The organism is Sphingobacterium sp. GQ94 (assembly GCF_059758715.1).
Genome location: NZ_JCAXEC010000007.1, coordinates 135225 through 156521, shown reverse-complemented (window position 1 = coordinate 156521; position 21297 = coordinate 135225). Strand labels below are relative to the sequence as shown.

Here is a 21297-nt window from a genome sequence, read left to right as displayed (position 1 = left end):
ATATATTTTAATATAGACAAAACGATTTAGCATATTTTTAACTTCAAAATGATTCTAGCCAAAAATATAAATACATATAAATTAAGTTTTAGGAATAAAATTTGCTAGTATTGAGCAAACTCTTCGAAATCAAAAATATGAAACATGCCATACCATACGTTATAACCGGATTACTTTCTTTTGCGTGGTGCGGGAAAAACCAAGCTCAAGTTAGAAATCAACCTTATTCTTTTCAACATTATCAGAAATATAATGAGGAATTATATTCACCCAACACACGATATCATACTTCCTCAAAACCTTATTTATTTAAGGGAAGGATGTTGGAAAAAATGGACTCTGTACAGTCTCTAAATCCTATATCATCGGATAATTGGTTTATGAGAAAAGTTTTTAATGAACACTTAATTGAAGTTGAAAAAGAAGACCATACTTTTTATTTGGATGTTCTACCTGATTTCGTAATTGGTTCTGAGTTAATTAATGAAGATAAACGCACAACATGGTTAAATACTCGTGGAATTCAAGCGGGAGTTACCATTAAAGATAAATTTACGTTTTATGGTAACTTTTTTGAAAATCAAGCTGTTTTTCCAGAATATTTAGATAAATACATACAGAATAGTTTGGTTGTTCCCGGACAGGCTATGTCCAAAGATGAAATGGAACGCACAAAGGATTGGATGTATGCAACAGCTAATTTTACCTATGATTTTAGCGACTATTTTCAAGTTACCTTAGGCTATGATAAAAATCATATAGGAGACGGATATCGATCTGTCTTATTATCAGATTTTTCTTCCAATTATTCACATTTAAAGTTTACTGGTAAAATCGGAAATGTTCAATATACTTCTATTTGGGCCTATATGAACGATCCGAGGAATCCTCGTGTTGACTCACTGGATTCAGGTGGACGTTTTGGCGATGGTATTAAATGGGGAGCCTTTCAATATTTAGATTACAATGTTACGAATCGTTTATCTGTTGGATTTTTCCAATCCGTTATATGGTCGAACCGAAATCAAGCTGGATACCGGGGATTTGATTATAATTATTTGAATCCTGTTTTATTTTTAAGACCAGTAGAAAATAACAACATTTCATCCCCAGATAAAATGTTTTTAGGTTTAAACGCTAAATATAAAGTGTTAGATAATGCGACTTTATATGGCCAATTTCTTTTAGGTGAGTTTACTGCTAAAGAATTTTTTGCAAATAATGGATACGTACATAACAAATGGGGTGCGCAGTTAGGGGCTAAGGCCTTTAATATTTTCGGGATAAAGAATTTAAATATTTTAGGTGAATACAACATGGTACGACCATATACTTACCAACATTTTGTTTCCATATCTAATTACAGCAACAGAGGTGAGCCTTTAGCTCATCCTCGAGGAGCAAATTTCAGAGAATTGATTGGTTTTGCAAATTACTCCTGGAATCGATTTGATTTTTCATTACAAGGCGTCTATAGTAGATATGGCACTGATCCAGTTGATTTAATGGGTAATTCTGTGAATTATGGGGGCGATATCTTTCAATCTTATAATAGTTATCCTAATAGATACGGAAATAAAATTGGCCAAGGGGTTCAAAATGATTTGTATTACGCGGATTTAAAAGCTGCATATGTTTTAAATCCTAAATATAACCTTCGATTTGAAGTTGGATACACGCAGAGATATAATAAAACTGAGGGGATAGCGACTCAGAAATCTGGGGTAATTAACATTGGACTTAGATCTAGTTTCCGCAATTTTTATGGAGATTTTTAAGAATATCTTATCTTTAAAAAATATACATAGAAAATGAAACAGATATTAATTCTAAATGGTCCCAATTTAAACTTACTTGGAGTCCGTGAGAAAAGTATTTATGGAGATAGATCTTTTGATACTTATCTAGATAGTTTGAAAGAGAAATTTGACGATATAAATCTACATTACTTTCAAAGTAATTTAGAGGGGGCAATTATTGATAAATTACATGAAGTTGGATTTACTTTTGATGGTATAGTGCTAAATGCTGCAGGATATACACATACTTCAGTTGCAATTGCAGATGCAATTGCAGCCATTACGACACCTGTAGTAGAGGTTCATATTTCAAATGTTCATCAAAGAGAAAGCTTCAGACATCATTCATTTTTATCTAAGAACTGTAAAGGTGTTATTTTAGGATTTGGATTGGATAGTTATAGATTGGCTATAGAAAGTTTAACTAATAAAGAAAATTAAACCAGCGAGGTTGTATTCTGGTTATATACCCATATTTCCAGCCAATATAAAATTGGGATGGGAAGGGTTGAGTTAATGTTTAAAAAGAGACCCTCAAAAATATGATGTATTTTTGGGGGTCTCTTTTTAATGATATTCTATATTTTTTTACTCTATCTGAAGTCTATTTCTTATCGATAAATGGAGAATTAGAGAAATTACGGCCCCAGAACACATTACTATCAACATTGGCCATGGAGTACCATTGTGTAAAAGACTAACCAATCCAGAAGCTAATGCTCCAATTGCCATTTGAATGCAGCCTAATAAAGCAGAGGCACTTCCAGCTAAGTTCTTAATTGGGGATAAAGCGATAGCCGACGTATTGGGAAATATAAAGCCATATCCGAATAAAAAGAAAAAAATGAGACCTAAAATAACAGGCAAAGAGAGTGTTTGAGTTATTAAGGCCAGTACCATGCAGAGGCCAATAAAGGCTTGCCAAATGTTAGCAACCCTACTGATTTGAGCACTAGTCCATTTTTTTAGAAATCTTCTGTTGAGTTGAGTTGCAATAATCATGGCGGAAGCCACAAAAGCGAATGCCAATCCATATTCACTTTTGCTCAATCCAAAATATTGTTGCATCACAAAAGAAGAACCCGCTAAATAGGCATATGTTCCTGAAGAGGCAATTGAACCAATTAAACAATAGGCTATAAATGTCTTATTACTAAATACTTCCCAGAAATTACGGAGAATAGATTTTGGAGCCAGAGATAACTGTTTATTCCCTTGGTAGCTTTCGGGTAACTTAAAATTAGTACCCAGGAATATAAAAAATGCCATGATTGCTAAAGCTAAAAAAATAAAATGCCAGTCCAAGTGATTAAGCATAAATGCGCCAATGCTCGGAGCTAAAATGGGGGATATACCAATGACAAGCATTAATAAGCTAAATACCCTTGCAGACTCTCTGCTATCGTAATAATCTGTCACCATTGCTCTCGCTCCTACCATACCTCCACAACTTCCTAAGGCTTGTAGAAAGCGTAAAATAATCAAGTGATTAATATCCCTAGTAGAAATACAAAGTATCGATGCAACGAAATAAATTCCTAAACCAACTAGTAAAGGTCTTTTTCGCCCATATTTATCCAATAAAGGGCCATATATCAGTTGGCCAAAGGCAATGCCAATAAAAAAACTTGTTAAGGAAAGCTGTACTTTTTCAACTGAGGTGTTAAAGTCTAAAGCAATATTGTCAAAAGCAGGAAGGTAAAGATCAATAGAAAATGGACCAATTGCCGAGAGTAACCCTAATATTAATAAGGTTAGTTTTCTATTTGTTTTTAATACAGACATAAGTAGGAAGATAAAAAACGCCCTACTTATTAGTAGAGCGTTTGAATTATGATTTTTTGTTTTCCTTAGATTTTAGAAGGATTATAATGCCTAGAATTATAAATGGAATACTTAGAATTTGCCCCATATTTATAAACATTCCTTCTTCGAATGCAACTTGGTCTATTTTTACGTATTCAATTAAAAAGCGTGCTGAAAATAATAAAATCATGAAAATGCCAAAAAGTTTACCCGATTTAGGTTTTTTGCTCTTTTGATAAATACTCCAAAGAATTATAAAAATTAAAGCATACGCTATGGCTTCATATAATTGTGCTGGATGTCTAGGAATCTGGTCATAATGATTAAAAACCACCGCCCAAGGAAGATCAGAAGGATTTCCAATAATTTCCGAATTAAAAAAATTGCCTATACGAATAAAAGCTCCCGCAACGGGTACAACTAAAACCAAACGGTCAGCAAGCCAAGTAAAGTTTGTTTTTGTTTTTCTAGAAAATAGCCATGTCGCAACCAAAATTCCAATAGCTCCTCCATGACTAGCTAGCCCAGTGAATCCAGTTAATTGCCAGGAATCATTAACCTTTTGAAATGGGATGAAAATCTCTATAAAATGATCTTTGTAGTAAGCCCAATCGTAAAAAAAACAATGGCCTAATCGAGCACCAACCAATGTGCCTACAAAAATGTAAATTGTCAATTGGTCTAATAATTCTTGTGATTTACCTTCCTTAAGAAAAACTTTGAGCATTATAAGGTAGGATGCAAGAAATGCTAATAGCCAACAAATAGAATAATATCGAACACCGAAGCTACCTATATTAAAGATTTCAGGTTTAGGTCCCCAATTGATAAAACTTAAAATATCTACCATATGTTATAATAATGTAATGTAAAGATAAGCTTTCGGTTTTTATTTTTGCGAAAATTAAGGAAATACTTATTTTGCGAGTATTAATTTAATATTATGGCTAAAAAGACAATAAAAGATTCTTCCAATGAGTCAATAGTAACTGGGAACTCATTAGCATTTTTTGAAAAATATATTAATAACCCATCTCCAACGGGCTTCGAATGGGCTGGACAAAGACTTTGGTTGGACTATTTGAAACCCTATGTTGATGAAACCTACATTGATAACTATGGAACAGCTGTTGGGATTATAAATCCAAAAGCAACCTATAAAGTTGTTATTGAAGCTCATGCTGATGAAATTTCATGGTTTGTTAATTATATTTCGAATGAAGGGTTGATCTATGTAGTTCGTAATGGTGGATCTGACCACCAGATTGCTCCTTCAAAACGAGTTAACATTCATACTGATAAAGGGATTGTGAAGGCAGTTTTTGGTTGGCCTGCAATTCATACACGATCTGGAGAAAAAGAAGAGGCACCTACTTTAAAAAATATATTTCTAGACTGTGGATGTACCTCAAAGCAAGAGGTTGAAGAACTTGGTATTCACGTCGGCTGTGTAATTACTTATGAAGATGAATTTATGATTCTTAATAACCGGTATTATGTAGGGCGGGCATTAGATAATAGGGCCGGTGGTTTTATGATAGCCGAGGTTGCTCGGATTCTTAAGGAAAATAAAAAAAAGCTACCATTTGGATTGTATATCGTGAATTCAGTACAGGAAGAAATTGGATTAAAGGGTGCTGAAATGATAGCGAATCACATTAAACCTAACCTTGCTATTGTTACAGACGTTACTCATGATACAGGAACTCCAATGATAAACAAAATTACTCAAGGTGATTTAGCTTGTGGAAAAGGGCCTGTAGTTTCTTACGCACCGGCAGTCCAAATTAATCTGAACAAGCAGTTGGTTGAAGTTGCTCAAAAAAATAATATACCAATACAAAGACAAGCGTGTTCTAGGTATACAGGTACAGATACAGATGCATTTGCTTACTCAAATGCCGGAGTGCCATCTGCACTAATATCCTTGCCATTGCGTTATATGCATACCACGGTGGAGATGATACATAAGGAGGATGTCGATAATGTCATTCGGTTAATATATGAAATGATCCTATCTATACGAAAAGACCAAGATTTTAGAACATTTATTAAATAATCAACTTAAAAATGAATAATAAGATGAAAGCCCCGGAAGACCAGGAGATTAGTATTGAACTAACAGAAGATATTGCTGAAGGAGTATATTCTAATTTAGCAATTATAACACACTCTAATTCTGAATTTGTTGTTGATTTTATCAGACTTATGCCTGGAGTCCCCAAGGCAAAGGTCAAATCAAGAATTATTTTAACTCCTGAACATGCCAAACAATTATTGAAGGCTCTGCAAGATAATATAAACCGCTTTGAGGGCCAAAATGGAGAAATCAACTCAAGAGATGTTCCTTTTCCTTTAAATTTTGGTGGCGCTAAGGGTGAAGCCTAAAATTATTTTTACTATGTTATAGGAAATAAATGGTAAAATATGATCACCTTCATTTAACCAATCAATTCAATTATGGATATTAATGTAAGAAACCTAAGTAAGAAGGATTATAAGGATTTAAAGAATTCTATGACTGAAGCATATCAAGGATTAGGTGACGTATGGACTCGAGAAAATATTGTTGATTTGATCGATATTTTTCCAGAAGGGCAAATTGCGGTTGAGGTTGATGGAAAGGTTGTAGCTTGTTCACTATCTTTAATTTTAAACTCCCAAAAGTCAAATATATATGATAAGTACTATGCTATCATTGATGACGGTAAATTTGATAAGCATGATTTAGATGGCGATACATTATATGGTATTGAAGTTTTTGTTCATCCTGATTTTCGTGCATTAAGACTTGGTAGAAGATTATATGATGCGCGAAAGGAGCTATGTGAGCAAATGAATCTACAAAGAATTATTGCTGGTGGTCGTATCCCTAATTATCATAATTATGCCGATAATATGACACCTAGGACTTACATCGAAAAAGTAAAAAGGAAAGAAATATATGATCCTACCTTAACATTCCAATTATCTAATGATTTTCATGTTAAGAAGATTATTAAAAACTATCTTCCAGAAGATAAAGAATCTATGGAAGTTGCTACTTTGTTAGAATGGAATAATATCTATTATGAACCTGATGCTAGATCTAATTCGGCATCTAAACAAACAATTCGGTTAGGACTTGTTCAATGGCAAATGCGATTGTATAAAGGTTTGGAAGATTTTTATGACCAGGTGGAGTTTTTTGTAGATACAGTAAGTGATTATAGTGCTGATTTTGTCATGTTTCCTGAATTTTTTAATTCTCCCTTAATGAGCCCTTTTAATGAGCTACCTGAGCGCTTAGCTATGGAGAAGCTAGCTGAACACACTAAAGATATAATTGAAAAAATTCAACAGTTTGCGGTGTCATATAATGTGAATATTATTGCAGGTTCAATGCCACTCATGGAAAGAGGTAAATTGTATAATGTAAGCTATCTATGTCATCGAAATGGTAGTTTGGATTCATTTAAAAAAATTCACATTACACCTAACGAAATTAAATATTATGGATTAGCAGGAGGGAGCGAAGTAAGAGCATTCGATACCGATTGTGGAAAAGTTGGTCTTTTAATATGTTACGATGTAGAATTTCCGGAATTGAGTAGGATATTAGCAGACCAAGGTATGAAAATACTATTTGTGCCCTATATGACCGATACGCAAAATGGGTATATTCGCGTGCGATCGTGTGCTCAGGCGAGAGCAATCGAAAATGAATGTTACGTTGCAATTGCAGGCTCCGTTGGCAATCTCCCTAGAGTAAATAATATGGACATACAATATTCTCAATCGGCTGTGTTTACTCCTTCAGATTTTGCATTCCCAAATAATGCTATAAAAGCTGAGGCAACTCCTAATACGGAAATGGTACTGATTGCTGATGTCGATCTGTACGCATTACGAGATCTTCACGAGTATGGCACAGTAAGGACTTTAAGGGATAGAAGGAATGATTTATATGAAGTCAATTTATTGAAATAAATATCCTCGTCGATTATCATAAAGCAAAGAGACCCAAATCGGGTCTCTTTGCTTTATAATTCTCGTATCCAAATATTTCGGAATGATACTAAATCTCCATGATCTTGCAGTGTTATTGGACCTGGACCATGAGGAATCATTTTTGGTAAACCAATGTATTCTGTCGTGCCCTGAAGTTCGGTGTTATATTGTACAACCACTCCATTATGAATGATAGTTACAAGTCCTCTTTTAATTAAATGTCCGTCTTTATTAAAACGTGGAGCAGTATAAAGAATATCATATGTATGCCATTCTCCGGCCTTCTTTCTGGCCTCAACTAGTGGAGGATTTTGTTTATAAATACTGCCTGCCTGGCCATTGGTGTATGTCTTGTTGTTATTGTTGTCTAAAACTTGAACCTCATATAGCCCTTGTAAAAATAATCCGCTATTTCCTCTGCCTTGACCTTCTCCCTTTATTACCTCTGGACTTTTCCATTCGAGGTGCAATTGGAAATCTTCAAATTTCTTTTTGGTTACGATTCCACCTGCGCCGGGTTTAACAGTAAGCGTATTGTTTTCAATTGTCCAAGAAGGAGAGCTGATGCTGTCTTTCTCACTTGCCCACTGATCAAGGCTCTTTCCATCAAACAATACAATCGCATCGGAAGGTGCTGCATTTGAATAGGTTGTGACAACTTTAGGAACAGGTGTGTAGAATTCTGTATCTTGGGGTTGGAATTTGGTTTGAGCCGAAGCAATAGAAATACTGCCTACGAATGCTAATAAAATGTAATGTTTTGACATTGGTTTAAGTTTTATTTATGTTAATATAAGAATAATGATTATTTTTAAGTAAAAAATCATTAAAAATTTTATCAAAATGGCAATTATTACCCAGAAAATTTCATTAGAGAATGTTCGGTTTTATTCTCCAATAGGGTATTATGAGGAAGAGCAAATTTTAGGAAACGAATTTTATGTTACAACTACAGTTAGTTATCCATTTCAAAATCCTGACTCAGAGGATATCGTGAACACAATAAATTACGAGGAACTTTATCAAATACTGATGCAAATAATGAGTCCTAAAAGAAAGTTATTGGAGTCTGCGGCGGAGGATATACTTAACAAAATTATTGAAGAATATGATCATGTTCAGACAGTAGAAATATCTATCCGTAAAGTGAACCCCCCATTTGGAGGCGATGTCGCAAATTCAGTTGTTTCCTTATTGTATTCCAAGGATAACAATTGAGATTGTCTTAGTGAGCGAAAGAAATAGTTTAGTGTCATTTTGTCTTGAATTAATCTAAAATAGTGTCATTTTGTCTAGTTTGTGGTGCGTAAAACGCAATGGTATATTCATTGTAATGAATCTTATAAAAATTAAAAACTTTTTAAACTTATAAGGAGAAAATTAAAATGGCTTTATTAAAATTACCAGGTAAATCATACAATATGGATGCGGTAAATCCATATGTAAATAGTGTGTTTGACAATTTGTTCAATGATTCTTTTATTTCTGATCGTCTGGTTACCCGTGTTCCGGCAGTGAATATAACCGAATCCGCCGAAGGTTTCAAAATTGAATTAGCTGCTCCGGGATTGCAGAAATCTGATTTTAAGATAAACGTTGATAAAAATGTTTTAAGCATTGCTGTTGAGAAACAAGAGGAGAAATCCCAAGAAGGGAAGTTCTATAGTAAAAAAGAGTTCAATTATAGTTCATTTTCAAGATCGTTTACCTTACCTGAGGTGGTAGATTATGGCAATATTGATGCAACTTACCAAGACGGAGTGCTCGCTATTTCGATTGCTAAAAAGGAAGAAGCAATAGTTGCTAAAAGGTTAATTGAAGTAAAATAAAAACATTAGTTTTGGTTGATTACAAAAATAGGGTAGCGGTTCTGCTACCCTATTTTTTTTGGAATATCATATAGTTATCAACCTAAACTAATCAAACTCTCTTCTAATATTTTTATTTTAGTTAGCGCGTCTGTTTTTTTATTTTGTTCATTTTGAATGATTTCCGGTTTAGCATTTTGTATGAAACGCTCATTCATAAGTTTTTTGTCGACAGCCAGTAGGAAGCCTTTTAAGTATATGATGTCTTTATTGATGCGTTCCTTTTCTGCATCAACATCAATGTTTTTTTCTAATGTGACAAAACATTCTACCCTTCCTGCTAAAAAAGTTAAAGCGCCAGAAACTTTATCATTCACAAATTTAAGATCTTCTATGTTTGCTAGTTTTTCGATGCTTTTCTGATATTTTCTGAAATCAATTGAAGTTGAATTAATTGCTAACGGTAAGGGAACGCGCGGTGAAATTCCTTTCGAATTACGTATATTCCGAACCTCCGAAATGATTTGTTGTACTGTTGCAAATTCTTTAATAAGCTTTTCGTCGAATTCCTTGGCTTGAGGAAAGGGTGCAATAATTATGCAGTCATTTTCTTGGCGGACACCAAATAGTTCATCATGCCATAACTCTTCAGTTAAAAAAGGCATGAAAGGATGTGCTAAAGTTAAAACCCTTTGAAATAACTCTTTTACTTTTTCTAAAGTTTCGCTTTCAATAGGGGATTGGTACGCTGGTTTTACAAGTTCTAAATACCATGCACAATAATCGTCCCATATTAACTTATAAATTGTCATTAGTGCATCTGAAAGACGGTAATGAGCGAAATGTTCTTCAATTTCAGAAACTGCTTGATTGAATCTATTTTCAAACCAATCTGCTGCTGTCTTTTGTTCATTGGAAGATACTGCATCGATTATTTCCCAACCTTTTACTAATCTAAACGCATTCCAAATTTTATTAGCAAAATTTCTACCCTGTTCACAGTAAGAGACATCAAACATAAGGTCATTTCCGGCAGGAGAGGACAATAACATTCCTACTCGAACCCCGTCAGTACCATATTTCTCCATCAATTCAATAGGATCGGGCGAATTTCCAAGTGATTTGGACATTTTTCGACCTAATTTATCCCGAACTATTCCTGTCAAATAAACGTTTCTAAAGGGAGGGGCCTGTGTATAATCATGTCCCATGATAATCATCCGAGCAATCCAAAAAAATAAAATTTCAGGTGCTGTTACCAGATCGTTAGTTGGATAATAGTATTTGAATTCGGGATTTTCAGGTTCTGTTACCCCGTTAAATACAGAAAGTGGCCATAGCCCAGATGAGAACCAAGTATCTAACACATCATCTTCTTGACGAAGGTTTTGATTTGGTTTTCCTTGTCTTTCCAATTCTAATGCTGCTTCTTCTTCAGTTTTTGCAACTACCCAGTCATTATTTTGATTGTACCAAGCTGGGATACGATGTCCCCACCATAATTGGCGAGATATACACCAATCTTTAACGTTTTCCATCCAATGCTTATAGGATGCAAAAAATTTATCGGGGATTAACTTTATAGTTCCATCTTCAACATATGTTAATGCGGGTTTTGCTAACTTATCCATCTTTAAGAACCATTGCATAGAAAGTTTAGGCTCTATAGCTGCATCTGTACGTTCTGAAAAACCGATCTGTGATTTATAATCTTCTATTTTCTCAATATGCTTAGATTCCTCTAAAAGTTTTGCGATTTTTTTTCGCGCAATAAATCGGTCTTCTCCAACTAAAATTATAGCTTTTTCATTTAAGGTACCGTCATCATTCAAAATGTCTATGATTTCAAGATTGTGCTTTTGACCAAGCTCATAGTCATTTAAATCGTGAGCAGGAGTTACTTTCAAGCATCCAGTTCCAAACTCCGTTTCTACATATTCATCTTGAATAATAGGGATTTCACGGTTGATTAAAGGTATCAAAACTTTCTTGCCTAGAAGGTTCGTGTAACGCTCATCTGATGGATTTACGCATATGGCTGAATCGGCCATAATTGTTTCTGGACGAGTTGTTGCAACTACGATATGCTCATCACTGTCCTTAATTTGATAACGTATATAATATAATTTTTGGTTAACTTCTTTACGAATTACTTCCTCATCAGAAAGTGCCGTTTTTCCTTGTGGGTCCCAGTTTACCATTCGTATACCACGATATATATAACCTTCTTTATGATACTTAATGAAGGTATCGATAACCGCCTCCGATAGATCAGGATCCATTGTGAATTTTGTTCTTTCCCAATCACAGGAAGCGCCTAGTTTCTCTAATTGCTTAAGAATAATACCACCATATTTTTCTTTCCATTCCCAAGCATATTTGAGAAATTCTTCGCGACTTATCGTTTTTTTGTCAATTCCCTTTTCTTTAAGCATAGCAACGACCTTAGCCTCAGTGGCAATAGAAGCATGATCAGTTCCAGGTACCCAACATGCATTTTTTCCTTGCATTCTGGCTCTGCGGATCAAAACATCTTGAATCGTATTATTTAACATGTGGCCCATATGTAATACTCCTGTTACATTTGGCGGGGGCATGACAATTGTATAAGGCTCACGTTCATCTGGAGTGGAACGGAAAAAACCATTTTTCATCCAGTACGAATACCATTTATTTTCAACCTCTTTTGGATTATATGTTTTTGCTATGCTCATTGTATTCTCAATTCTAAAAGGAGTACAAAAATAAGGATTTAAGCGGTTATTTCCCATTGCTAAACCACAATTATATCTCAAGAATTAAATGTTTAGAAAATTATCATTATTAAAGTGTTTTCCATTGTTAAATTAATGTAAATTTGATGTTAAAATAATCTCAAGACATGCAGAATTCTATTTCTGATTTGAAAGTATTTGTTTACTATTTTGGTTTCTGGCTACTCATTTGCTTTTTGGATCGGTTAATTTTTATAATTAGTTTTTTTGATAAAATTGATTGGACTAATTTAATGGATGTACTCTTGATTTATTATCATGGATTTGCCCTTGATTTATCGGTTGTATCCTATATAAGTACAATACCATTTTTATTTTATTTTCTATCAAAAATTTCCTCCAAAATAAATTTTCAAAAAGCAATATTCAACGTATACACCTTGATTATGTTGATGTTATTTTTTACAACTACATTCATCAATGTGAATATTTATAGAGAATGGGGGGATAAAATCTCTAAAAGGGCAATAGACTCGATTTTTGAAGATGCGATGGGAGCCTTTTCCTCTGCCGGATCCAGCCCTATCTTTATACCTGTATTGGGCTTGATTCTTACAACAGTTATTGGCTATTTGTTATTTTTGAAATTGTTTAAAAGTCTAAAATTTCAATCATCTCATTCACTTTGGAGATCTATAATTATTTTCTGTTTGGGTGCTGTATTGCTATTTACTTTTATCCGTGGGGGATATGGTAGAGCCCCATTAAATCCAAGTAGGGCTTATTTTTCTCAAAATTCATTTTATAATCATGCTGCGGTGAATACACAATGGGCACTCTTGAGAGAGTATTTTACTCGAAACCAACGCATGCGTTCTCCTTATACTTATTTTCAAGATTCACTTAGAACTAAAGAAATTTTAAAACCAATTTTTTTAAATAATCCAGATTCGAGTAGGAAAGTACTAAAAACAGATAGGCCCAATGTTGTCTTGATTATTTTAGAGAGTTATGTCGGCGATTTAATAGAGGCTATGGGAGGTAAAAGTGGGATAACACCTCACATTGATGAATTAATAAAACAAGGAGTATTTTTTGATCACATTTATGCAGCCTCAGATCGATCAGACAAAGGAATTATAGGTATTTTTTCGGGATTCCCTGCCCAAGGCCCAGAGAGCATTATAAAATACATAGACAAACATGAAAATTTGTCCGCGATAAGTCAGGAGCTAGGGGAGAGCGGATTTCATAGTTCGTTTTATCACGGAGGCCAAAGTGAATTTTATAATATGAAATCATTTATGTTCACCCATGGAATAGATCGTATTGTGGATAATTCAAATTTTAGCCCAATCTCACCAAGAACCTCCTGGGGGGTTTATGATCATATAGTTTTTGACAGGATGTTGAAAGATCTAAGGACTGAAAAAGAACCTTTTTTCAGTAGCATTTTTACCCTTGTAAATCATGAACCCTTTGAATTAAAAGGAGATTATAAGTTTGGTAAAGATAATAATGTAAATAAATTTAAAAGTACTGCTTATTATACTGATGAATCTGTTTTCAATTTTATAGAAAAAGCGAAGCAGGAAAATTGGTATAGCAATACATTATTCATATTAGTTGCAGATCATGGTCATCGATTGCCTGCCGAGAAATGGGAAATTTCCAATGCAAAGCGTTTCCACATTCCTTTATTATTCTTTGGTGAAGTTATTAAGGAAGAATATAAGGGCTTGAGAATTGGTAAAATTGGAAATCAAACCGATTTGGCTACTACTTTGTTAAAGCAGCTAAATATACCCACAAAACGATATCCATGGAGTCGTGATTTGCTTAATCCAACAACATCTTCTTCCGCATTTTATAATTCGAAAGATGGGTTTGGTATTGTGACTCCGGACCAAGTTCTTTCTTATGATCGAATTGGGAATTCGATCAATTATTTGAAAGATGGTAACTATCCGAAAATTAAAAATGATAGTTTACTTAATCTATCGAAAGCCTATTATGAAAAAGTATATGAAGCTTTTATGAAGTACTAAAAAAGTAAAAAATGAAATTTAAAGGTTGGTTTGCTTCAATAACAACATTAGCACTACGATTCTCTATTCTCTTACTTATCTATACTTTGCTGCGGATAGGGTTTTATTGCTTTAACTATAATCAGTTTCCTCAAGTTTCTACGGGTGATCTTATTGTGATGCTCAAAGGCGGGATTATCTTTGATATCGCAGCGCTGTTATATTTAAATATACTCTACATTCTTGTAGTGTCCATTCCAAGCCCAATTATGGATAATCATCATTATCGGAAATTTGCAAAATGGCTTTTTGTATTTTGCAATGGTGTGGGAATAGCTTTAAATTTAATTGATTTTGCTTATTATCCGTTTACCTTAAAGAGGACAACAGGCACAGTGTTCAGCCAGTTCGCTAATGAAGAAAACTTGTTTAAATTATTTTTTGATTTTTTAATTGATTATTGGTTTTTACTTCTATTTTTTATTGCCATAATTTGGTTTCTAGCCAGAAGCTATTCTTGGATTAAAATAGAATCAATAAAGAAAAAAACCTGGAGATTTTACGGTGTTCAATTTATCTTAGTTTTATTTATAGCGTTTTTATTTATTGGTGGAGTGCGTGGGGGATGGGCCCATAGCACCAGACCAATTACGTTAAGTAATGCAGGAGACTATGTCAAATCGCCTGAAGAAATGAATATTGTTCTGAACACACCATTTTCGATTCTTAAAACACTAAAGGCCGTAAGTCTAAAGGAAGAACATTATTTTTCAGAGGCTGAATTAAAATCTATTTATCCAACTATTCATCAGCCAAAAGATACAGGGGAATTTAAGAATCTCAATGTTGTAATTTTAATATTGGAAAGTTTTGGAAAGGAACATATTGGTTTTTATAATAAACACTTGAATCAAGGAAGTTATGTAGGCTATACTCCTTTTTTGGATTCATTAATTGCCGAATCTTACACGTTCAGTCGATCGTTTGCAAATGGTAGAAAGTCTATAGATGCCTTACCATCAATAATCACCGGAATTCCATCAATAGGCGAACCCTTTGTGTTATCAATATACTCTGGAAATAAAACAACAAGTTTAGCCAAACTTCTTGGGGAACAGGGGTATGAAACATCTTTTTTTCATGGAGCACCGAATGGAAGCATGGGGTTTTCTGCTTATTTAAAGCTAGCAGGGGTCAAGCACTATTACGGAAAAAATGAATATAATAACGATAAGGATTTTGATGGAATTTGGGGCATATGGGATGAACCATTTATGCAATATATGGCTCAAGAAATTGGAAAATTTAAGGAGCCGTTTTTTACCAGTTTTTTTTCTCTATCGTCTCATCATCCCTTTAAGGTTCCTGAAAAATATAAAGGTAAGTTTCCCAAAGGAACTCTTCCGCTCCATGAGCCACTTGGATACTCGGATTATGCGCTGAAGAGATTTTTTGATACTGCTTCTAAAAGTAGTTGGTTTAAGAACACCCTTTTCGTTATCTGTGCCGATCATGCTAGCATGAGCGAGTTTCCTGAATACAATACAATGGCAAATTCTTTTGCAATTCCTATCGTTTTTTATTATCCAGCAGGAAAATTAAGAGGTCAATCTGACAAACTGGTGCAACAAATTGATATAATGCCCACCGTATTGAATTATTTAAATTATAAAAAACCTTATTTTTCATTTGGAAGTGACGCCCTCGACAGCACTAATAAGGATAATTTTTTAGTTAATAATATTGGGAGCACTTATAACTTTTATAAAGATGACTATTTTATGAGCTATGATAACAAACAAGTAAAATCAATATACAATTTAAGAAAGGACCCTTTATTGCTAAATGATATTTCGAAGAATGAAATCCAAGTTAAAGATTCACTTCTTAGATATTTGAAAGCATTTATCCAACAATATAATAACAGGATGATTCAAAATCGATTGGTCGAATAATTTTAATCCCAAATTTCTTTCGTAAAATTATACCGAAGGGTAAATGATTGTTGGTTATCTAGGTGGCCTTTAGATAAATGAAAGGAAGCTGTGAATTTTCCTTCTAACCGTTCTGATTTAAAAGGTATCCATCCTAGATCGATTCGGTTGTATCTGGAACGATGATAAAAAGAATCACCCTTGGGAAGGTTTAATGGTTTACCTAGATATAACGTATTATCTAGAAAGAACCTTTTATACCCCAGGTAAATATTAGCTATAAACCCAGGAGATATTTGCATATCATAAACATTTCGTACTCTGTCAAAACCAACTGCCACCCCCGCTTGTAGACTCAGACTGTCTAGAACAGTTTCGTTGCTCAGATCCAAACCCAGGTCAACCATAACCACAGCATTATCCTGTATATGTTCATCCAAACTATCGTTGCTTGTTAACGCATTATGATATAATAAACCGTTGTTTTTTATATAAAAATTTCCAGATTTATATTTGCCTGAAATCCCAGTAACAAATTGTTCTCTATTATTATGGCTTTGTTTACTGATCCAATCAATATAAACAATCTGATTAAAGTTGGCGCCATTGTATTCAAAATACATACCCTCCATGTTGGGACGATCGTACATTAATGTGTCGTTTAAAATAATTTTTGGAATATGTTTAAGTCGCAAGTGTCTTGGGATGAATCCTATTGCAAAATCGATAGTTTTGTTTTTGAAATTATAATAGGCTATTGGATTTATTTTTGTTTTATTTTCAGTATTTATTCCGAATCCTTGATTGATATGAATTCCTCCATAGATTCGATGCTTTTTTTCAATTTCAAAATAGAAATTAGGAGAAATGGTTGTACCAAAAAATGTCTTTTGTATAGTATAGGGAGCAGTATATTCACGGTTGTCTGCATATCCAAAAAAATCTACTCCTAATCCTAATTTTTGTGCTTTTACTGAACTCGAACAAAAAAATGTGAAGCAAAGTAAGAATAATGAGAAATAATAAGATCTACCTGGTTGCATTTGAAATTTAAAATATCATGAATAGTCAAATGTAATCAAAAAAATAAAAGGTCACCTGTTTTACTGGATGACCTTTTATAAATATTTATTTTGTAGAGTTTATACTTCTAATAATAACCTAGCTGGATCCTCTAACAATTGTTTAACTCGTACTAAGAAACTTACCGATTCACGACCATCAATAATACGATGATCGTATGAAAGAGCGATGTACATCATTGGACGTATTACGACCTGACCATTCTCAGCAATCGGGCGTTGAATAATGTTATGCATTCCTAAGATAGCTGATTGAGGGGAGTTGATGATTGGGGTTGACATCATTGAGCCAAAAACTCCTCCATTTGTAATGGTAAATGTTCCTCCTGTCATTTCTTCAATTGTCAACTTATTATCACGTGCTTTTCCAGCTAATTCAGCGATTGCTTTTTCAATTTGGTGTAGCGCCATACTATCGGCATTTCTAATAATTGGTACGACCAAACCTTTAGGTGCAGAAACTGCGATTGAAACGTCTGCAAAATCAGAATAAACGATCTCATTTTCTTCGATACGCGCATTTACGGAAGGCCATTCTTTTAAAGCTGTTGTGACTGCTTTAGTGAAGAAAGACATAAATCCTAGCCCGATTCCATGTTTCTCTTTAAATGAATCTTTATATTTGGATCTTAAATCCATGATCGGTTGCATGTTAACTTCATTGAAAGTCGTCAGCATAGCCGTTTCGCTCTTAACTGCAACTAAACGTTTTGCAATTGTTTTACGCAAAGAGCTCATCTTTTCGCGGCGTTCATTGCGAGCTCCCACAGCAGCAGGAGTTGCGATTTGCGGTTGAGACGGGGTTGCTGCAGATGGAGCAGCTTTAGGTGGAACAACTTGAGCTTTTTCAGCATCTTCTTTGGTAATTCTACCGTCTTTACCAGTTCCTTTAATATTTGATGAATCAATACCTTTTTCTCTCAAGATTTTTGAAGCAGCCGGCGAAGCAGTCCCCGCAGCATAATTTTCCGGTTTTTCTCCATCAGCTTCAGACTTTGAGGGTTCAGGAGTAGTAGGAGCGTTTTCTTTTTTCTCTGAAGTGGCAGCCGGAGCATCACCATCCTCAATTGTGCAAACTACTGCGCCAATTTCCAATGTGTCACCTTCTTGAGCAACAATTCGCAATATACCAGCTTTTTCTGCCGGTAATTCAAAAGTTGCTTTATCTGATTCTAGTTCGGCAATATTTTCGTCCATCTCAACGAAATCACCATCTTGTTTTAGCCATTGGGCCAAGGTTACTTCGGTTATTGACTCCCCAACCGAAGGGACTTTGATATCTAAGCTCATATATTTTTCTTTTAAACCATCTTTGGATTTATATTAAAATACAACGTATGGTTAAACAAATTGTTTATTCAAATGATTTATTAACTATTGACTCCTGTTGTGCAATGTGTTTTTTCATATAACCTGTTGCTGGGCTTCCGCTTTCTGATCTCGAGTAACACTCGGTAAATTCAATATCAGATTTTCTGAATTTACGACAAAAATATGGCCAAGCACCCATGTTCTCATTTTCTTCTTGTACCCAGATAAATTCTTTCGCTTTTTTATATTTTTTATGGAGAGCTTTTATCTGTTCAATCGGTGCAGGGTATAATTGTTCAATTCTCACAATAGCAACATCTGTACGTTTATCAGATTGCTGTTTTTCAAGTAAATCATAATAAATTTTACCAGAGCAAAACAACACACGTTTTACCGAAGCTTCTTTTGCATAGTCGTCATCTAATACTTCCTTAAAGTTAACTTTTGTGAAATCATCAAGTTTTGAAACAACTTTTGGATGACGCAATAAACTCTTTGGTGTAAAAACTATTAACGGTTTACGAAAGTCACGCGTTAATTGACGTCGAAGTAAGTGGAAGTAATTAGCTGGTGTTGTACAGTTGGCGATAATCATATTATCATTTGCGGAAAGTTCTAAGAAGCGTTCGATACGACCTGAGGAATGTTCTGGACCTTGACCTTCCATACCATGAGGCAACAGCATCACCAACCCATTTGAGCGTTTCCATTTTGTTTCAGCACTTGATAAATATTGGTCAACAATAATTTGAGCACCATTGTAAAAGTCTCCAAATTGAGCTTCCCAAACAGTCAATGCTTGTGGATTTGCAGAGGCATAACCATATTCAAATCCCAAAACACCGTATTCTGAAAGTAGAGAATTATAAATATTGAAACGTTCACCTCCATTTACGTTTGCAAGGGGAACATATTTTTCTTCAGAATCTTCTAAGGTTAATACAGCGTGACGATGTGAAAATGTACCGCGCTGAACATCTTGGCCTGAAATACGAACTCGTTTCCCTTCATCCAATAATGTAGCATATGCCATCAACTCTCCCATTGCCCAGTCGTAGTTGTCGTCCTTAACCATGTTAGAACGATCTTCGAATAATTTAGATATTTTTCTAAAAAACTTTTTGTCTTTAGGCAAGCTGGTGATTTCACCTGCTAATTTCAAGAATTTTGCGGAAGTAACTTTTGTGGTTGCTTCGGCCTGATTTTCATTTCGTTTAGCAGCATGTAAGCCTTTCCAAGCTCCACCGAACATTGGAATTTCCTCTTCTAGATTAACTACTTTTTTTGCAAGATTCAGTTGTTCCTGTAGATATTCTTTAAATTCTTTTTCAGTCGTCTTTATGTATTCAGTATCAGCTGTTTTTTCTTCAATTAATTTTTTTGCATAAACATCTTTTGGATTTGGATGCTTTTCAATTGCTTTATATAACAAAGGTTGAGTAAACTTTGGTTCATCCGCTTCATTATGTCCATATCTGCGGTAACATAATAAGTCAATGAAAACATCAGTTTTATATTTTTGACGATACTCAACAGCCAGATTTATTGCATGAACAACTGCCTCAGCATCATCACCATTTACATGGAAAACTGGTGATGAGGTAATTTTTGCTACATCAGTACAATAGGTGCCCGAACGTGCATCTTTGTAGTTGGTCGTGAATCCTACCTGGTTATTAATTACGATATGAATAGTCCCTCCAGTGCGATAGCCCTCTAATTTTGACATTTGGGTTACTTCATAGACCACACCTTGACCCGCGATTGCAGCATCCCCGTGAATTAATATAGGAGCAATTTTAGAGGAATCACCATCATATTTTATATCAATCTTTGAGCGCGTAATTCCTTCCACAATAGGGGCGACAGTCTCTAGATGTGAAGGATTAGGCGCTAGTGATAAATGAATATGTTTTCCATTATCTGTTGTTATGTCTGATGAATAACCTAAATGATATTTTACATCACCACCAAATTGCAATTCAGGATCTTCCTCGGCATACATTTTTCCCTCAAATTCAGAGAAAATTGTTTTATATGGTTTCCCCATAATATTGGCCAAGACATTTAAACGACCTCTATGAGCCATTCCAATCATAAATTCTTGAATTCCTAAACTTGATCCTTTTTCAATAACCGAATCTAAAGCAGGAATTAAGCTCTCAGCACCTTCCAAAGAGAATCGTTTTTGTCCAAGGAATTTTGTTCCTAAAAAACTTTCAAAAACAACTGCTCGATTTAATTTTTTAAAAATTCGCTTTTTTTGTTCAGGATTGTAGGTTGGCTGGTTTCTGTCCGCTTCCATATGGTCTTGCAACCATTTTATTTTTTCAGGATTACGAATATATTTAAATTCAACTCCAATAGAGCGACAATAAGTTTCTTCAATTAGTTGACGGATTTCACTTAATTTGGCTGGACCTAAACCAATTTCAACACCTGCATTGAAAACTGTATTCATGTCAGATTCAGATAATCCGAAGGTCTCAAGTTCTTTCCCTGGATAGTATTTCCTACGTTCACGAACTGGATTTGTTTGCGTAAATAGGTGTCCACGATCTCTATATCCATGGATCATGTTTAATACATTTATTTCTTTCAAGGCATGTTCTGAAACATTTTCAACGTCTACTGGTACTCCCTCAGAGGTCTGTCCAAATTCGAATCCTTCAAAAAACTTTTGCCATCCAAAGTCTACAGCGTTTGGATCCGCTTTGTATGCTTGATATAAACCGTCGATATAACTCGAATCAGCATTACTCAAATATGTCAATTTGTCCATGTGGATTGGGTGATAAAATTTTGCCAAATTTATAAATAATAAAC

16 protein-coding genes are annotated in these 21297 nt (G+C 34.4%); 9 read left to right on the top strand and 7 right to left on the bottom strand.

What is annotated here, in order from left to right; all coding sequences use genetic code 11:
* Positions 1–137 precede the first annotated feature (137 nt).
* A complete protein-coding gene (locus AC6CHH_RS08860) occupies positions 138–1778 on the top strand; it encodes a gliding motility protein RemB (RefSeq protein WP_498281916.1) in 1641 nt (546 codons plus the stop codon).
* A gap of 33 nt (positions 1779–1811) precedes the next feature.
* Complete coding sequence (aroQ, locus tag AC6CHH_RS08855; protein ID WP_498281914.1) at positions 1812–2240, top strand: type II 3-dehydroquinate dehydratase; 429 nt, start codon at positions 1812–1814, stop codon at positions 2238–2240.
* A 147-nt stretch (positions 2241–2387) separates the two neighbouring features.
* Here the strand turns inward: aroQ and AC6CHH_RS08850 are convergent, their stop codons facing one another.
* Positions 2388–3584, bottom strand: a complete 1197-nt coding sequence (locus AC6CHH_RS08850) for a multidrug effflux MFS transporter (protein WP_498281912.1) — start codon at positions 3582–3584, stop codon at positions 2388–2390.
* 46 nt (positions 3585–3630) lie between these two features.
* Positions 3631–4455, bottom strand: a complete 825-nt coding sequence (gene lgt / locus AC6CHH_RS08845; RefSeq protein WP_498281910.1) for a prolipoprotein diacylglyceryl transferase — start codon at positions 4453–4455, stop codon at positions 3631–3633.
* Positions 4456–4548: 93 nt separating this feature from the next.
* Here lgt and AC6CHH_RS08840 point away from each other — a divergent pair, with 93 nt between their 5' ends.
* The 3 genes from AC6CHH_RS08840 (at position 4549) to AC6CHH_RS08830 (ending at position 7574) form a co-directional block, all read left to right on the top strand.
* Complete coding sequence (locus AC6CHH_RS08840) at positions 4549–5664, top strand: M42 family metallopeptidase (RefSeq protein ID WP_498281908.1); 1116 nt, start codon at positions 4549–4551, stop codon at positions 5662–5664.
* A gap of 11 nt (positions 5665–5675) precedes the next feature.
* Positions 5676–5993: a DUF3467 domain-containing protein gene (locus AC6CHH_RS08835; protein WP_498281906.1), complete on the top strand. Its 318-nt coding sequence runs from the start codon at positions 5676–5678 to the stop codon at positions 5991–5993.
* A 72-nt stretch (positions 5994–6065) separates the two neighbouring features.
* Complete coding sequence (locus AC6CHH_RS08830) at positions 6066–7574, top strand: GNAT family N-acetyltransferase (RefSeq protein ID WP_498281904.1); 1509 nt, start codon at positions 6066–6068, stop codon at positions 7572–7574.
* Positions 7575–7627: 53 nt separating this feature from the next.
* Here AC6CHH_RS08830 and AC6CHH_RS08825 read toward each other — a convergent pair whose 3' ends face one another.
* Positions 7628–8362, bottom strand: coding sequence for a 3-keto-disaccharide hydrolase (locus AC6CHH_RS08825; protein WP_498281902.1), 735 nt, complete (start codon positions 8360–8362; stop codon positions 7628–7630).
* A gap of 76 nt (positions 8363–8438) precedes the next feature.
* Here AC6CHH_RS08825 and folB point away from each other — a divergent pair, with 76 nt between their 5' ends.
* The gene (folB, locus tag AC6CHH_RS08820; protein ID WP_498281900.1) at positions 8439–8813 is read left to right on the top strand and encodes a dihydroneopterin aldolase; all 375 of its coding nucleotides are present in this window, start codon (positions 8439–8441) and stop codon (positions 8811–8813) included.
* Positions 8814–8980: 167 nt separating this feature from the next.
* Complete coding sequence (locus tag AC6CHH_RS08815; protein WP_498281898.1) at positions 8981–9424, top strand: Hsp20/alpha crystallin family protein; 444 nt, start codon at positions 8981–8983, stop codon at positions 9422–9424.
* Between the two features lie 77 nt (positions 9425–9501).
* Here AC6CHH_RS08815 and AC6CHH_RS08810 read toward each other — a convergent pair whose 3' ends face one another.
* On the bottom strand, positions 9502–12117 hold the full coding sequence (locus AC6CHH_RS08810) for a valine--tRNA ligase (RefSeq protein WP_498281956.1): 2616 nt from the start codon (positions 12115–12117) through the stop codon (positions 9502–9504).
* A 167-nt stretch (positions 12118–12284) separates the two neighbouring features.
* Here AC6CHH_RS08810 and AC6CHH_RS08805 point away from each other — a divergent pair, with 167 nt between their 5' ends.
* Positions 12285–14165 carry an LTA synthase family protein gene (locus AC6CHH_RS08805; RefSeq protein WP_498281896.1) on the top strand — a complete coding sequence of 627 codons (1881 nt, stop codon included), beginning with the start codon at positions 12285–12287 and terminating at the stop codon, positions 14163–14165.
* A gap of 11 nt (positions 14166–14176) precedes the next feature.
* A complete protein-coding gene (locus tag AC6CHH_RS08800; RefSeq protein ID WP_498281894.1) occupies positions 14177–16099 on the top strand; it encodes an LTA synthase family protein in 1923 nt (640 codons plus the stop codon).
* A gap of 2 nt (positions 16100–16101) precedes the next feature.
* Here the strand turns inward: AC6CHH_RS08800 and AC6CHH_RS08795 are convergent, their stop codons facing one another.
* From AC6CHH_RS08795 to AC6CHH_RS08785, 3 genes are all read right to left on the bottom strand, one after another.
* A complete protein-coding gene (locus AC6CHH_RS08795; protein WP_498281892.1) occupies positions 16102–17121 on the bottom strand; it encodes a lipid A deacylase in 1020 nt (339 codons plus the stop codon).
* A gap of 99 nt (positions 17122–17220) precedes the next feature.
* Positions 17221–18450 carry a 2-oxoglutarate dehydrogenase complex dihydrolipoyllysine-residue succinyltransferase gene (gene odhB / locus AC6CHH_RS08790; RefSeq protein WP_498281890.1) on the bottom strand — a complete coding sequence of 410 codons (1230 nt, stop codon included), beginning with the start codon at positions 18448–18450 and terminating at the stop codon, positions 17221–17223.
* 64 nt (positions 18451–18514) lie between these two features.
* Entirely contained in the window at positions 18515–21253 is a 2739-nt protein-coding gene (locus tag AC6CHH_RS08785) for a 2-oxoglutarate dehydrogenase E1 component (RefSeq protein WP_498281888.1), read from the bottom strand.
* Positions 21254–21297 lie beyond the last annotated feature (44 nt).

Excerpts from the sequence above, each read along its gene's own strand:
- AC6CHH_RS08860 (WP_498281916.1), top strand. The coding sequence starts at position 138 with ATGAAACATGCCATACCATACGTTATAACCGGATTACTTTCTTTTGCG.
- aroQ (WP_498281914.1), top strand. The coding sequence starts at position 1,812 with ATGAAACAGATATTAATTCTAAATGGTCCCAATTTAAACTTACTTGGA.
- AC6CHH_RS08850 (WP_498281912.1), bottom strand. The coding sequence starts at position 3,584 with ATGTCTGTATTAAAAACAAATAGAAAACTAACCTTATTAATATTAGGG.
- lgt (WP_498281910.1), bottom strand. The coding sequence starts at position 4,455 with ATGGTAGATATTTTAAGTTTTATCAATTGGGGACCTAAACCTGAAATC.
- AC6CHH_RS08840 (WP_498281908.1), top strand. The coding sequence starts at position 4,549 with ATGGCTAAAAAGACAATAAAAGATTCTTCCAATGAGTCAATAGTAACT.
- AC6CHH_RS08835 (WP_498281906.1), top strand. The coding sequence starts at position 5,676 with ATGAATAATAAGATGAAAGCCCCGGAAGACCAGGAGATTAGTATTGAA.
- AC6CHH_RS08830 (WP_498281904.1), top strand. The coding sequence starts at position 6,066 with ATGGATATTAATGTAAGAAACCTAAGTAAGAAGGATTATAAGGATTTA.
- AC6CHH_RS08825 (WP_498281902.1), bottom strand. The coding sequence starts at position 8,362 with ATGTCAAAACATTACATTTTATTAGCATTCGTAGGCAGTATTTCTATT.
- folB (WP_498281900.1), top strand. The coding sequence starts at position 8,439 with ATGGCAATTATTACCCAGAAAATTTCATTAGAGAATGTTCGGTTTTAT.
- AC6CHH_RS08815 (WP_498281898.1), top strand. The coding sequence starts at position 8,981 with ATGGCTTTATTAAAATTACCAGGTAAATCATACAATATGGATGCGGTA.
- AC6CHH_RS08810 (WP_498281956.1), bottom strand. The coding sequence starts at position 12,117 with ATGAGCATAGCAAAAACATATAATCCAAAAGAGGTTGAAAATAAATGG.
- AC6CHH_RS08805 (WP_498281896.1), top strand. The coding sequence starts at position 12,285 with ATGCAGAATTCTATTTCTGATTTGAAAGTATTTGTTTACTATTTTGGT.
- AC6CHH_RS08800 (WP_498281894.1), top strand. The coding sequence starts at position 14,177 with ATGAAATTTAAAGGTTGGTTTGCTTCAATAACAACATTAGCACTACGA.
- AC6CHH_RS08795 (WP_498281892.1), bottom strand. The coding sequence starts at position 17,121 with ATGCAACCAGGTAGATCTTATTATTTCTCATTATTCTTACTTTGCTTC.
- odhB (WP_498281890.1), bottom strand. The coding sequence starts at position 18,450 with ATGAGCTTAGATATCAAAGTCCCTTCGGTTGGGGAGTCAATAACCGAA.
- AC6CHH_RS08785 (WP_498281888.1), bottom strand. The coding sequence starts at position 21,253 with ATGGACAAATTGACATATTTGAGTAATGCTGATTCGAGTTATATCGAC.